Source organism: Flavivirga algicola, assembly GCF_012910715.1.
Taxonomy (GTDB): domain Bacteria; phylum Bacteroidota; class Bacteroidia; order Flavobacteriales; family Flavobacteriaceae; genus Flavivirga; species Flavivirga algicola.
In genome coordinates this window covers 1-13,794 of sequence record NZ_JABBHF010000011.1, presented here as the reverse complement: position 1 = coordinate 13,794, position 13,794 = coordinate 1, and the positions used below count along the sequence as shown (strand labels likewise).

Below are 13,794 nucleotides of genomic sequence, written 5' to 3'. Positions count from 1 at the left end.
GCTTAAATACGCGCCTCTTTAATGGGCTAAATTTTCACAAGATATGCTTGTTTTCAGTTTAACTTTCTGAAACTTAAAACTTAGCTTTTTAATTCATTGTATTTTTAATGAAATTGTATAAAAAAAAGTGACTAACCTAGATGATCGGTGTCTTATACTTATCTATATTTAAGAGCTTAAACTTCTTCAGAAAAATTATATAAAAAAATCTAAAGGGAGTCTTAAATTCGTAAATGTCATTACATACCAATTAAATTTAAATTTATGAAAAACACACTTATTTTTTTAATAGCTATTAGCTTAATTTCCTGCGGAACATCAAAAACTGTAAGAGATTCGAAAAAAGTAATTAAAGGAGATTGGGTACTAAACTCAATAACTTATAGTGAGAAAGGAACCTATAATGTTAATTTGCTTAGTGATTCTTCAAAAGAATGTTTTGAAGGAAGCACGTGGCAGTTTGTTCCCAATAATAATACGGGAATTTACAATATTAACGGTCCTGGTTGTTCAAGCGGCATTCGAAATTTTGTGTTTACAATTCAAGAAATTGATCCCCAAACAGGGCTTTACGATTTTCTGCTTAAGCCAACCAATGAGAAGTATAAATCTGAAACCAATCGTGGTTTTCGATTAAAATTAATCTCATTATCAGATGCGACCATGCAATGGGAACAGACCGTGTCTGTTGGTGGTAAACCATTTACAATTACAATGAATTTTAATAAACAATAAAATAATGAAGACATTTTTAAACAAAATTGGATTAATCTTTTTGGCACTTATTTTAACAATGAGTCTAACAAATTGTAAAGCCGTACAAAATGCCAATAACAAACAAAAAGGTGCCGTAATTGGTGCTACTGGTGGTGCTATTTTGGGTGCTATTATTGGTAATAATGTAGGTAAAGGAGGCAATGGAGAACTGGGAGCTGTCATTGGTGGTGTTATTGGAGGAACTGCTGGAGTGCTCATTGGAAATAAAATGGATAAGCAAGCCCAGAAAATAGAAGAAGAAATTCCTGGTGCAGAGGTTGAGCGTGTAGATGATGGTATCGTAGTAACGTTTGACGAGGGTAGCGGCGTTTATTTTGATACAAATAAGTATAATATTAATGCTTCTTCTCAAAAAACATTGAATAAATTGGCAGGAGTCTTTAAAGAATATCCAGATACTAATATTTTAGTTGTAGGTCATACCGATAATACTGGAGATGCCAATTATAACATGAACTTATCAAAAAACAGAGCATACGCAGTGACAAACTATTTTAAGGGAAAAGGGCTTAGCTCTGGAAGGTTTACTACAAATTGGTTTGGAGAAGATCAGCCTATGCACGATAATTCTACTGTAGAAGGGCGAGCAAAAAACCGACGCGTTAATATCGCTATTTTACCCAATGAAAAAATGATTGAAGAAGCCAAGGCCGAAGCGAATAATTAAAATTAGAATTAAACTTGCATACATCTCGTTTTCAATGTTATTTTTGAAAACGAGATTTTTTATGCGCTCAATTTAATTCAGACAAAATAAATGATTGATATTTTAAAGTTTATAGTTTCCCAAACCCAACTCCCAGAACATGCTGTAAAAAATACAGTTGAATTACTCAATGAAGATTGTACGGTTCCGTTTATTTCACGTTATAGAAAGGAGCGAACAGGTAATTTAGATGAAGTTCAAATTGGAGAGATTGTAAAGAATAAGGAAGTCTTCGAAACTTTAGATAAACGAAAAAAAGCTATTTTAAAAGCTTTGGAAGAACAAGCTGTTTTAACACCAGAATTAAAACAAAAAATAACATCGGCTCAAGATTTAACAACACTTGAAGATATTTATCTACCGTACAAAAAAAGTAGAAAAACGAAAGCAGAGACTGCTCGTAAAAATGGCTTGGAGCCTTTGGCTAAAATTATTATGAGTCAGAATGCCAATGATGTCGAATCGATTGCTTTTAATTATATAAAAGATAATGTTCATTCGGTTGAAGCCGCTTTAGAAGGTGCTAGGCATATTATTGCAGAATGGGTAAACGAGCGCACCGACATTAGAAATAACATCCGTTATCAACTAGAGCGTTTTGCAATGATTACTACAAAAGTTGTAAAGTCGAAAGCTGACACTTCGACGGCACTCAGTGTAAGAGATGAAACAGCTCAAAAATTTAGGGATTATTTTGATTGGTCTGAAAATTTAAGTAGAATTCCGTCACACAGATTATTAGCTATTTTAAGAGCAGAAAAAGAAGGCTTTATTCGTGTTAAAGTAGAAATAGATAACGACAGAGCTTTAGATAAGATTGAAAGTAGGATGATTCGTAGCAATAATGCCTGTGCAGATCAAATAGAGTTGGCTATCAAGGATGCTTACAAACGTTTGTTATTACCATCTTTAAGCAATGAAGCACTACAAATAGCTAAGGAAAAAGCAGACGAATCTGCCATTAATGTATTTGCAAAAAATTTAAAACAATTATTACTGGGGTCTCCCTTAGGAGAAAAACGTGTTTTGGCCATAGACCCAGGTTTTAGAACGGGTTGCAAAGTGGTATGTTTAGATGCGCAAGGGCAATTAAAATATAATGAAACCATTTATCCGCATCCACCAAAAAGTGATGCCACAGGTGCGATGAAAAAAATAAGCTCGTTGGCAGATGCTTATAAAATAGAAGCAATTGCTATTGGTAATGGTACGGCATCACGAGAAACAGAAGCCTTAATTAGAAAAATTCGTTTTAAAAACGATATTCAGGTTTTTGTGGTAAGTGAAGCTGGAGCTAGTATTTATTCAGCATCAAAAATTGCACGTGAAGAATTTCCGGATTATGATGTTACGGTAAGAGGTTCAGTGTCCATAGGTCGACGGTTACAGGACCCGTTGGCAGAACTGGTTAAAATCGATGCGAAATCTATTGGTGTGGGACAATATCAACATGATGTGGACCAAACAAAGCTTCAGAAATCTTTGGATACTGTTGTTGAACACTGTGTAAATTCGGTTGGAGTGAATATCAATACAGCAAGTAAAAGCTTATTGAGTTATGTGTCTGGGATTGGCCCGAAGCTAGCAGAGAATATTTTTAATTTCCGTAATGAAAATGGTGTGTTTACTTCAAGAAATGATATTAAAAAAGTGCCACGCTTAGGAGGGAAGGCCTTTGAACAAGGTGCTGCTTTTTTAAGGATTAAAGATGCTAAAAATCCGTTAGACGATTCTGCTGTGCATCCCGAAAGTTATGCTGTTATTACTAAAATGGCTAAAGATTTGGGTAAGAGTGTTCAAGATCTTATAGGTAATACAGCGCTTCTTAAAAGCATAGACTTGAAAACATATTGTACCGATTCAGTAGGGTTGCCAACGCTTCAAGATATTATTAAAGAACTTGAGAAACCAGGGCTGGATGTTCGAGAGCAAGCAAAAGTGTTTACATTTAATCAAAATATAAAGACTATTGAAGATTTAAGGGAGGGGCAATTGCTTCCAGGGATTGTCAATAATATTACCAACTTTGGCTGTTTTGTGGATGTAGGTATTAAAGAAAGTGGGTTGATTCATGTCTCAAATCTGTCCGACTCTTTTGTAAAGGATGTTAACGAATATGTTAGTTTGCATCAACAAATTATAGTGAAGGTATTAGAAGTTGATATTCTGCGAAAACGTATTCAGCTAAAATTGCATAAGTGACTTACTTATAGGTTTTGCGGTCTTTAAGCTTATAGAATCGAGATACCTTTAGGAGGCTTTAACCAGTTTGTACCTATTTTGTATATATAGGGTGATAGTGTCGTTATTTTTTCTTCCCAATTAGTAATAGTGAATCTCCATCTTCAAACTCGTTTACCTACATTATAACACTAAAATAAAAAATCTTTTAACCTCTTAAAGGAATTTGCAATAACAATTTGTAATGTTATTGGTTTCTTGGAGACCTAGTAAATATGACACATTTATTCTCTGAATTTTCTACAGATGCCATTTTAAAAGTAGGCAATGAGTCGCTTTTAGAATCGTACAAAAAATCTAAGCAAGTAGAATTATTTACGTTTATAAGAACTAAAGATTCAAGCGCAGAGATTATTGTGGACAGTCTACCTTTTACTATCGAACCACATAGTGTTTTGGCATTAACAAATATTCAATATTTGCAATTTATTGAAGGTAAGGATTTGGTAGTGTATCAATTTAACAGGGAATTTTATTGTATTAAAGACCACGACCAAGAAGTTGGTTGTGCGGGTTTGTTATTTTTTGGAAACGAATATTTACCTCTTATTCATTTAAATGAAAAAGAACAGAATAAGTTCAACACCCTTCATGAGGTGTTTGTTGACGAGTTGGAAACCAAAGATAACATTCAAGCTGAAATGCTGCGCATGCTTATGGCCAGATTTATTATTAAAAGTACGCGTATACTTAAAGCTAAAGATAATACCGAAACAGCGCTAACCTCTAAAGATTCAAAAATAGAGTTATTGAGAAGTTTTAATGTTTTGGTAGAATCTTATTTTAGACAAGAGCATAGTGTTGGCTTTTATGCCGATAAACTTTTTAAATCTCCAAAAACCTTATCCAATACATTTGCTAAACTAAATACAAGTCCGTTAAAAATAATTCACGAACGTCTTATTCTTGAATCAAAACGGTTGTTAGTTTATACAGATAAAACAGCCAAAGAAATTGCTTTTGAAATTGGTTTTGAAGACGCTTCACATCTAAGCAGATTGTTTAAAAAATATACTTCTGTATCACCTTCAGATTTTAAAAAGCAGCTTAAATCTGCTTCATAGGAAAAATTGACAAGTTTTAGGGAAATTCATTCATTTTATAGCATCCTGTTATAATGCAACTTTGTACTGTATAATTTAAACAGTAAAAGTTATGAACTTAAAACACATATCCATTTTCAATTTAATTGAAATATTCAGACATAATAAGAAGAGAGCGCTTAATACTATAAGCCCTAAAACACATTGCGAACAAAAACATATTCACGATTTTTATTGCGATGCCGAAGCACCTTATATAGATGCTAATATCATGCATTCAAAATTATAATGGGAATAATTGACAAGTAAAGAGGAAGAACTTACATGGTGCAGCGCTTTATATGGTTGCACCTTTGTACCAGAATTACAAACAATAGAATTTAAAAATAATACATATTAAAAAATTAAGATTATGAGCACATTTAATGTACCAAAAAGAGAAGAAGTAAGCGAAAATAACCAGGCTATTTTCGATAACTTAAACAAAGCTTTAGGTTTTGTACCAAACTTATACGCAACCTATGCACATAGTGATACGGCATTAGAAAATTATTTGAATTTTTCAAACGCAAAAACATCATTATCGGCTAAAGAAAAAGAGGTTGTTAATTTAGCAGTTAGTGAAGTAAATCAATGTGTTTACTGTTTGTCTGCACATACTGCTATTGGAAAAATGAATGGTTTTACCGATGCGCAAATCTTAGAATTAAGAGCAGGTTATGCATCATTCGATTCTAAATTAAATGCTTTGGCACAGCTGGCTAAAAATATAACAGAAAACAGAGGAAAGACAGACGAAGCTGTTTTGGAAAATTTCTTCAATGCTGGATATACTAAAGGAAATTTAATCGATACCATTGCTTTGGTGGGAGACAAAACAATTTCTAATTATATCCACCAAACAACTCAAGTACCGGTAGATTTCCCTGTAGCGCAGCCATTAAAAGGCGCAGTTGTGTAAATAAAAATAAATCAATAAATAATAATCACTAATAAATTTTTTAAAATCATGAAAAGAATCATTTCAATTTTAGTAATCGCATTAGCATTTACAATAAATACAAATGCACAGGATGCCATGAAAAAGGATGTAAAAACAGTATCCTTAGAACAAACTAAGGGCGAGTTTACCCAAAAAGCTTTAACATTAAGTGAAGGATCTTATGTGTTTGAAGTGTTTAACAATCACGCAGCTAAAGAAGTTGGTTTAGTATTAGTACCTAAAGGTAAAGATGCAAGTAAACCAGAAAACCATATCAAAACAGCTTATGTAACTACAGTTGTTAAAGAAGGAAAGGTTGAAAAAACAAAGGTTACTAAGTTAACAAAAGGAGAGTATGTTTATTTCTGTCCGTTAAATCCAACACCACAATACACGCTTACAGTAAAGTAGTATTGATTAATTAGTAGTAAAAAAGGTTGCTTTAATTGGCGACCTTTTCTGCGTTTATAAAAATTTTAACATTTAAAATTTGGATTAACTAGACGACTGGTCATATTTTTGTATTGAATTTTATTTTATGCTTAAAACTGTTAAACATGATGCCAAAGCAGATTTCCTTTTAGAAAAGGGAATGGAAATCCTATGGAGTAAAGGGTATAACGGGACGAGTGTTAATGACATCGTAAAGGCTGCCGATGTGCCAAAGGGGTCTTTTTATTTTTATTTCGAGTCTAAGGAAGATTTTGCAGTTAAAGCTATAAATAAATATTTTGATACGCATTTGGTTACAGCAAGAGAAATGTTGGGCGATAAATCTGTAACCCCAAAACAAAGGCTTATAGATTTTTATGAATTCAGAGTTGATGTTTTAAAAAATAACTTGAATTGTCAGATGGGCTGTATGGCTTGTAATTTAGCAAGTGAAATGGCAGAACATAATGAAAATATAAGAACTGCTATTTTAGTCAAGGAAGAAACAATGTTATCGATAATTGCCGATGTGATTAAAGAGGCCCAAGAACTAGGTGAGGTGAAGATAAATATGGAAGCATATGTTATAGCCACTTTTATTGAGGATGCAGGAAAGGGATCTATGATTAGCATGAAAGAAAAACAAAGTGCAGAACCTATAGATAATTTTATGGCTATGGTCAAGAATATACTTTGATTGTTTTTTTAACCATAACTAGTTGACTGGTCAACTATTAAAATATTAACTTTATTTGTCCCTATTATAAATATAAAAATCGTCTTTAATATAAAAGATAAATTATTAACCAGATCAGTCATATATAAAAACGACTGGTCAACTATTTAAATCACTAATATGAATGCTATTAAAAAAGCAAGAAATGCTACCACTGTTTTTACCAGAAATTGGGCCAACTTCGTCATAAAATATAAGTGGCCTGTGTTATTGGTTTCATTAACATTAGCCTTGGGGTTAGGCTCTCAAGGAAGTATGGAGTTTGATGGAGACTATCATGTTTTCTTTAGTAAAGCGAACCCAGAGCTAGAGGCTTTTGACGCTTTACAAGAAAAGTATACTAAAGATGATAATGTCATCCTTGTTTTATCCCCATCTAATGGTAATCTGTTTACAAAAGAAAACCTTACAGCTATAGAAGAATTAACTGCCGAGGCATGGAATACCCCATATTCATCCAGAGTAGATGCATTAACTAACTTTCAGCATACAAGTGCAGATGGCGATGATTTATATGTGGACGATTTATCTTATGAGTCATCTTTAAAAACGGATGCCGAAATATTGGAAATTAAAGAAAAAGCTTTAAAAGAACCACTACTTGTTAACAGAATACTTAATGAAGAAGGGAGTGTTACGGCCATTAATATAACGGTTAGGCTTCCTGGAGAAGATATCAATGAAATACCAGGAGAGGTGACACCTTTTGTTAGAAATATGATTTCTGATTTTAAGGAAAAACATCCGAATTTCGAAGTGCATACCTCAGGCTTAATACCAATGAACACCGCTTTCTTTGAGTCTTCAATGAAAGATATGGCATTAACCATGATCATGTTGATCATCGTTATTATAACCACATTTATTTTAACCAGAAATATTTGGAGCACTCTAGCTACTTTAGTGGTGGTCATGTTTTCTATAATGAGTGCTGTAGGCTTTGTTGGCTTAATGGGTATTAAAATGACACCACCTTCAGCAGTATTTCCAACCATGATCCTTACGTTGGCTGTTGCAGACAGTATCCATATACTTGTTACCATGCTTCAAAAGATGCGTAAAGATGGTCTTAATAAAGTAGACGCATTAAAAGAGTCTATGCGTTTAAATTTTATGCCTGTATTTATTACGAGTTTAACAACAGTAATCGGGTTCTTAACTATGAATTTTGGGGACGTACCACCGTTTTGGGATTTAGGAAATATCACAGCTTTTGGTATGTTAATGGCGTTTCTTTATTCTACAACAACGCTCCCAGCGTTGATGGCTGTTTTACCAGTTAAATCTAAAGTTAGAAAAGAGTCGACCGTTGTACGTAAAAATTGGTATGCTGGTTTAGGAAATTATGTAGTGAAACAACCTATTAGATTAACAATTATCTCTTTCTTGATAATTGGTGGACTGACTTATCTAGCGACAAAGAATACGTTCAATGACGAATTTGTAAATTATTTTGATGAATCGGTTCAATTTAGGACAGATACCGACTATATAAAGGATCATTTAACAGGTATTTATAATATTGAATATTCTGTAGGAAGTGGAGAAAGTGGCGGGATTAACAATCCAGAATATCTTAAAAATTTAAATGCTTTTGAAAATTGGCTTAATGAACAGCCTGAAGTTATACATGTTAATGCCTTTAGTGAAGTGGCTCGACGTGTTAATAGATCAATGCACGGTGATGATGAAAGTTTCTACCGTATTCCCGATAATAGAGAGGAAGCAGCCCAGTATTTATTACTTTATGAATTGTCTTTGCCTTTCGGGTTGGATTTAAATAATCAAATTAACGTAGATAAATCCGAAACCAGAGTAACAGTAACAATTGAGAATGTTTCAAGTGCCGAAATGATTGCTTTTGCAAAAAAAGGTGAAGATTGGCTAAAAAACAACACTCCAGAAGCGATGCATACCATGGCTGTAAGCCCAACGCTTATGTTTTCTAAACTAGGGTTTAGGCAAGCAGACAGTATGCTAAAAGGAAACATTATTGCGCTTATATTAATTTCCTTGGTGTTGATGTTGGCTCTAAAAAATTTCAAATTAGGTTTGTTAAGTATCATTCCGAATGTAACTCCTGTCCTGGTTGGTTTTGGTATTTGGGCACTCTATAAGGCACAAATAAATACAGGAATGGTTATCGTTTTTGGGATGACTTTAGGTATTATAGTAGACGACACCGTACACTTTATGAGTAAGTTTTTAAGAGCCAGGCGTGAGTTGGGTTACGATGCTAAACAAGCCGTGGTATATGCTTTTGAGACTGTGGGTAAAGCACTCGTAACAACTACCATTGTTTTATTGGCAGGGTTTTCTGTATTGTCAACATCGTCATTTGCATTAAATAGTTATATGGCCAGAATTACAGTTATTATCATTTTGGCAGCACTTATAATAGATTTTATCTTACTGCCATCATTATTGATTCTTACTAGCAGAAAAGAGGCCACTGTAGCAAAAAATATAAATGAAGCCCAAATAGCTTTAGATAAATAAATTAATTATTAAACATAAAAAAATGAAGAAAATAGTTTTCGTATTAACAGTATTAATCGCATTTGGAATGCAGGCTCAAACTCCTGAAGAGCGCGGGTTAAAAATTGCTAAAGCAGCAGAACAGGCAGATTTAGGGTTTAAGAGTTCTATGGTGAATTTAAAAATGACCCTTAAAAATAAAAATGGTCAAACCAGCCAACGTTCGCTTACAACAAAAACATTAGAACTTACAGAAGATGGTGATAAATCCCTGATCGTTTTTAATAGTCCTAAAGATGTTAAAGGAACTTCTACATTAACCTTTACACATAAAGTAGGTTCAGATGACCAGTGGTTGTTTTTACCATCTATTAAACGTGTGAAAAGAATTTCATCTAATAATAAATCGGGACCTTTCGTAGGAAGTGAGTTTGCTTATGAGGATTTATCATCACAAGAAGTTGAAAAATATAAGTATAAGTTTCTTGAAGAAAAAGGCAGCCTTTTAGTTGTAGAACAAGACCCTGTAGACCCAAAATCGGGATACACAAGACGTCTTGTAACCTATAATAAAGATAAAGGATACCGCTTAGAAAGAGTTGAGTTTTACGATAGAAAAAATGCACTACTAAAAACATTGGTTTATAGTGAGTATAAACTGTACAAGAAAAAGTTTTGGAGAGCATCCAGGTTTGTTATGAAAAACCACCAAAGTAAAAAAGAAACCATATTGGAATTTAGCGATTATAATTTTGATGTAAATCTTTCCGATGAAGATTTTACTCAAGTCGCCTTAAAAAGAAGTTGAGATTGATAGACTAACTCAAGTAAAGCAACGCCATAGACTAGAGCTTTCTTAGATGTTCTTCGTTTTTGGTTAATTTGATTGAAAGTAAAGATTGGTATTAGTCCTTTTGGTGTTGCTTTTTAATGAAATAGAATGAATCAAAAAATAATATTTAGTACCATTATTTTAGTTCTTTTTTTGAGCATTGGTGTGTTTCATGCTCAAAATAAAGATAAAAAGATGAATCAGGACTTCGAGCTGGAAGTAGAAGCAGAATATAGATACTTTTACGATGCTGCGGCATTTGATAATCAAAAAACGCATTTTCCTTCCATGGCCTTTACACCAGAATATTCATTAGATTGGAATAAGGGTTATGAGCAGCTAAATTTTACAGGTTTTTTTAGATTGGATGTTGATGATGAACGAACCCATTGGGATGTAAGAGAACTCTATTATCAAAAAGCAAAAAAAGACTGGGAGTTAAGCATAGGGCTTAAAAAAATATATTGGGGCGTAGCAGAGAGTAATCACTTAGTAGATATTATAAACCAAACCGATGCCGTTGAGTCTTTTGATGGTGAAGACAAGTTAGGACAACCCATGGTTCAATTTACCTATACAACCAATAAAATAGGAAGTTTCGATTTCTTTTATTTGCCATATCACAGAAAACGAACATTTTCTGGGGCAAAAGGCCGTTTAAGATTCCCTGTAGTTATAGATAAAGATGATCTGCAATACGAAAGTGGCGCCGAAGAATGGCGTCAGGATTTAGCTTTTAGGTGGAAACACTATTTTGGGGCTTTTGATGTGGGGCTTACTCATTTTTATGGCAACGGGAGAGAACCGCTATTTACTTTCGATCAGCAAGGCAATATCAATGCTTTTTATCCAGTAATTAATCAAACAGGACTCGATTTACAGATTACCCACAATGCGTTTTTATGGAAACTGGAATCTATTTACAGAAGCGCTAAAACGCAAGATTTCTTTGCCATGGTTGCAGGCTTGGAGTTTACTTTTAGTAATATTGATGGCAACGGGTTAGACATAGGGTTGTTAGGTGAATACCTTTATGATGAGCGTGATGAATTGGCTTTAAATGCCTTACAAAACGATGTGTTTTTGGGGAGCAGAATTGCTTTTAACGATACCCAGGATACGGCTATTTTAATTGGAGCCATTTCAGACTTAGAATCCAGTAGTAAAATATTTAGCATGGAAGCTTCCAGACGCTTTGGAAGCAGTTGGACGGCAGAGGTTGAAGCCAGAATTTTTAGTTCTATAGATACCAACGAATTTATACTGTCTAATTTTAGAGAAGATAGCTTTTTAAGATTTAGTCTGTCTAAGTATTTTTAAAACCTACTGTCATTCAGAGCGAAGCGAAGAATCTCTAAACAAGAAAATATCTAAGAATACCATTTTTTAAACAAAATAGGTAACATGCGTAAATGATTAATATTGAATTATTTGTCATTTCGGCAGAGCGAAGCATGAGTGACGAGAAATCTCAGAAGGATGAGATTCCCTGATTGCCGTTAGGCAGCCTCCTCATTCTTAGATTGGAATGACATGTAATTTTAGTTAACAGATAATCTTTTCTTAAACAACAGGAAACAATAATGTCATCCAGAATAATAAACAACAAAGGCATCTAAAAGGACTTTGCCCAGTTGGGCATAACAATATTAGGTGAGAGATTCTTTGTTGTAGTCTGAATGACATTGCTTCCCCCTTCTTACATAAAAAAAGAGTCAAAAACATCTCGAATAAAGATGTTATTTGGCTCTAGCTATCAACACATTCTAGGTAATTGTTTTTAATACATTGTTCTATATTTTCAATAATCATAATAGCAGGTATGAGTTCCCTATTATTAAAAAACGCTTTAGGGAATAATGCAAAAAACGCATCAAACTCTTTGTTTAATAGTAAGTTGGTACCAGTATTATAGCCCGTATTAGCATGAATAATACCAATAACCCTTAAACCCGTTTTACAATGTTTCTTAACGGCATGGTTTAGCTCAGACTTATCCAGTAATACTATTAATGTGGCTATAAGGGCATAATGTGGTAGTATAAAACTATCGGGCAACACAAAGTGGTCTTCTTTTTTCATAAAATGTAACGTTGTTAGTTAAACATTTTAAGTTTAGTTCCTTAAAAAGGAGATATCATCTCAAAGCCTATATGTATGGAAACAAAAAAGGCATGGAACTCAACTTATTGCCGTTGGGGTACTGGTATACCTTGGAACAATAAGAGAGCCCACGCCTAGGTCCTTTAGATTTGTTTTTATTAAAGATTAAAAAAGGGATTTATAATTATGTTAAAAAGATGGGGTCTGGGGAAGACTCTTACCCTTTAAAATTGTTATTAATTTTAAGGGTAGTAAAAAGAACGGAGTGAACTTGCACGCCCGTTAGTAAACAAGAACTATCTCACGTATTAGTCTCCGTTCTTTAAAACTGGTTACAAAGGACCAAATAGAATCATAGCGTTTACCTATTAAAGGTTTTAGTCAATGTAACCATTAACTTAAAACATAAAATTATGAAAATTAAAGAAACGGTAGGGATCGACATTAGTAAATTGACTTTGGATGTAAGGATTCATAGTAGTCAGGCGTTCAACGTTTTTGAAAACACATTGAAAGGATATGGAAAAATGCTGAAATGGGTGAGAAAGAACACACGTTATTTAAACACGGAAACGATATTTGTTTTTGAACATACAGGACTGTATTCACATGGGTTGTCCGTGTTTTTGTCCGAAGACAATATTTCCTTTGCAGTGATCTCTGGACTGGAAATAAAAAAGTCTTTGGGAATAGTCCGAGGTAAGAACGATAAAATAGATGCCACTAAAATAGCCTTATATGCATATAGGCTCAGGGATGAAATTACTCTGTTTCAAATGCCTACTAATGCAATTAATAAATTAAAACGGCTACTATCACTTCGTGACCGAATGGTAAAGCACAGAGCAGGCTATAAAAATTCATTGGGAGAATACCAGAGGCTGTTTTGTAGAGTTGAAAACAGGATTTTCTTTCAATCCCATAAGAAATTGATCCGATATTTGTCAATTGAGATTAAAGCTATAGAAGGTCAAATGAAGAATATCATTGATAGTAGCTCTAAACTAAAAGAGCATTACAGACTGATAACCAGCATTAAAGGTATAGGTGCTCAAACTGCTTTGTTTTTAATCGTTCATACCAACGGTTTTACGAAGTTTAAGAATGCTCGGAAATTTGCTTCATATTGCGGAATAGCCCCATTTCCATATTCTTCAGGAAGTAGTATTCGAAAGAGGACAAGGATAAGCCACTATGCCAATAAAAAGATAAAGAGTTTGCTGGATATGTGTGCTAAAACAGCCATCCAACATAATATTGAAATGAAATTATATTATGAGCAGAAAGTCGAAGAAGGTAAAAATAGAAGGAGCACAATAAATGTGATAAGAAATAAATTATTGGCCAGAGTTTTTGCAGTAGTACAAAGAGGAACCCCTTATGTAGATATTAAAAAATATGCTGCTTGAAATAAACTAATAAATTTATCGGTAAAAATTTGTTTTAATCATAGAATACGTGAGC

Annotated in this window: 13 protein-coding genes; 12 read left to right on the top strand and 1 reads right to left on the bottom strand. The window is 33.6% G+C overall.

The genetic code is table 11. The annotated features are described in order from the left end of the window. The first annotated feature begins 264 nt into the window (after window positions 1-264). The 11 genes from HHX25_RS16975 to HHX25_RS16925 all read left to right on the top strand — a co-directional run bounded on the left by HHX25_RS16975 (window position 265) and on the right by HHX25_RS16925 (window position 11,547). Window positions 265-735: a lipocalin family protein gene (locus HHX25_RS16975; protein WP_169675978.1), complete on the top strand. Its 471-nt coding sequence runs from the start codon at window positions 265-267 to the stop codon at window positions 733-735. A gap of 4 nt (window positions 736-739) precedes the next feature. Beyond that, entirely contained in the window at window positions 740-1,444 is a 705-nt protein-coding gene (locus HHX25_RS16970) for an OmpA family protein (protein WP_169675976.1), read from the top strand. 90 nt (window positions 1,445-1,534) lie between these two features. Then, window positions 1,535-3,685, top strand: coding sequence for a Tex family protein (locus HHX25_RS16965; protein ID WP_169675974.1), 2,151 nt, complete (start codon window positions 1,535-1,537; stop codon window positions 3,683-3,685). A 254-nt stretch (window positions 3,686-3,939) separates the two neighbouring features. Then, complete coding sequence (locus HHX25_RS16960; protein ID WP_169675972.1) at window positions 3,940-4,788, top strand: AraC family transcriptional regulator; 849 nt, start codon at window positions 3,940-3,942, stop codon at window positions 4,786-4,788. 91 nt (window positions 4,789-4,879) lie between these two features. Beyond that, window positions 4,880-5,056 (top strand): hypothetical protein, encoded by a 177-nt coding sequence (locus HHX25_RS16955; protein WP_169675970.1) that lies wholly within the window; start codon window positions 4,880-4,882, stop codon window positions 5,054-5,056. Between the two features lie 123 nt (window positions 5,057-5,179). Then, complete coding sequence (locus HHX25_RS16950) at window positions 5,180-5,728, top strand: carboxymuconolactone decarboxylase family protein (RefSeq protein ID WP_169675968.1); 549 nt, start codon at window positions 5,180-5,182, stop codon at window positions 5,726-5,728. 48 nt (window positions 5,729-5,776) lie between these two features. Then, window positions 5,777-6,160, top strand: coding sequence for a cupredoxin domain-containing protein (locus HHX25_RS16945; RefSeq protein WP_169675966.1), 384 nt, complete (start codon window positions 5,777-5,779; stop codon window positions 6,158-6,160). Between the two features lie 127 nt (window positions 6,161-6,287). Then, complete coding sequence (locus HHX25_RS16940) at window positions 6,288-6,878, top strand: TetR/AcrR family transcriptional regulator (protein ID WP_169675964.1); 591 nt, start codon at window positions 6,288-6,290, stop codon at window positions 6,876-6,878. Window positions 6,879-7,037: 159 nt separating this feature from the next. Beyond that, window positions 7,038-9,416, top strand: a complete 2,379-nt coding sequence (locus HHX25_RS16935) for an efflux RND transporter permease subunit (RefSeq protein ID WP_169675962.1) — start codon at window positions 7,038-7,040, stop codon at window positions 9,414-9,416. A 22-nt stretch (window positions 9,417-9,438) separates the two neighbouring features. Then, window positions 9,439-10,203, top strand: coding sequence for an outer membrane lipoprotein-sorting protein (locus HHX25_RS16930; protein ID WP_169675960.1), 765 nt, complete (start codon window positions 9,439-9,441; stop codon window positions 10,201-10,203). A gap of 132 nt (window positions 10,204-10,335) precedes the next feature. Beyond that, window positions 10,336-11,547: a hypothetical protein gene (locus HHX25_RS16925; RefSeq protein ID WP_169675958.1), complete on the top strand. Its 1,212-nt coding sequence runs from the start codon at window positions 10,336-10,338 to the stop codon at window positions 11,545-11,547. A 429-nt stretch (window positions 11,548-11,976) separates the two neighbouring features. Here HHX25_RS16925 and HHX25_RS16920 read toward each other — a convergent pair whose 3' ends face one another. Beyond that, on the bottom strand, window positions 11,977-12,309 hold the full coding sequence (locus tag HHX25_RS16920; RefSeq protein ID WP_169675956.1) for a hypothetical protein: 333 nt from the start codon (window positions 12,307-12,309) through the stop codon (window positions 11,977-11,979). A 434-nt stretch (window positions 12,310-12,743) separates the two neighbouring features. Here HHX25_RS16920 and HHX25_RS16915 point away from each other — a divergent pair, with 434 nt between their 5' ends. Next, window positions 12,744-13,739, top strand: coding sequence for an IS110 family RNA-guided transposase (locus tag HHX25_RS16915; RefSeq protein WP_169670953.1), 996 nt, complete (start codon window positions 12,744-12,746; stop codon window positions 13,737-13,739). The last annotated feature ends 55 nt before the right edge of the window (window positions 13,740-13,794 follow it).

Coding starts and splice junctions, on each gene's coding strand:
- HHX25_RS16975 (WP_169675978.1), top strand. CDS start 265: ATGAAAAACACACTTATTTTTTTAATAGCTATTAGCTTAATTTCCTGC.
- HHX25_RS16970 (WP_169675976.1), top strand. CDS start 740: ATGAAGACATTTTTAAACAAAATTGGATTAATCTTTTTGGCACTTATT.
- HHX25_RS16965 (WP_169675974.1), top strand. CDS start 1,535: ATGATTGATATTTTAAAGTTTATAGTTTCCCAAACCCAACTCCCAGAA.
- HHX25_RS16960 (WP_169675972.1), top strand. CDS start 3,940: ATGACACATTTATTCTCTGAATTTTCTACAGATGCCATTTTAAAAGTA.
- HHX25_RS16955 (WP_169675970.1), top strand. CDS start 4,880: ATGAACTTAAAACACATATCCATTTTCAATTTAATTGAAATATTCAGA.
- HHX25_RS16950 (WP_169675968.1), top strand. CDS start 5,180: ATGAGCACATTTAATGTACCAAAAAGAGAAGAAGTAAGCGAAAATAAC.
- HHX25_RS16945 (WP_169675966.1), top strand. CDS start 5,777: ATGAAAAGAATCATTTCAATTTTAGTAATCGCATTAGCATTTACAATA.
- HHX25_RS16940 (WP_169675964.1), top strand. CDS start 6,288: ATGCTTAAAACTGTTAAACATGATGCCAAAGCAGATTTCCTTTTAGAA.
- HHX25_RS16935 (WP_169675962.1), top strand. CDS start 7,038: ATGAATGCTATTAAAAAAGCAAGAAATGCTACCACTGTTTTTACCAGA.
- HHX25_RS16930 (WP_169675960.1), top strand. CDS start 9,439: ATGAAGAAAATAGTTTTCGTATTAACAGTATTAATCGCATTTGGAATG.
- HHX25_RS16925 (WP_169675958.1), top strand. CDS start 10,336: ATGAATCAAAAAATAATATTTAGTACCATTATTTTAGTTCTTTTTTTG.
- HHX25_RS16920 (WP_169675956.1), bottom strand. CDS start 12,309: ATGAAAAAAGAAGACCACTTTGTGTTGCCCGATAGTTTTATACTACCA.
- HHX25_RS16915 (WP_169670953.1), top strand. CDS start 12,744: ATGAAAATTAAAGAAACGGTAGGGATCGACATTAGTAAATTGACTTTG.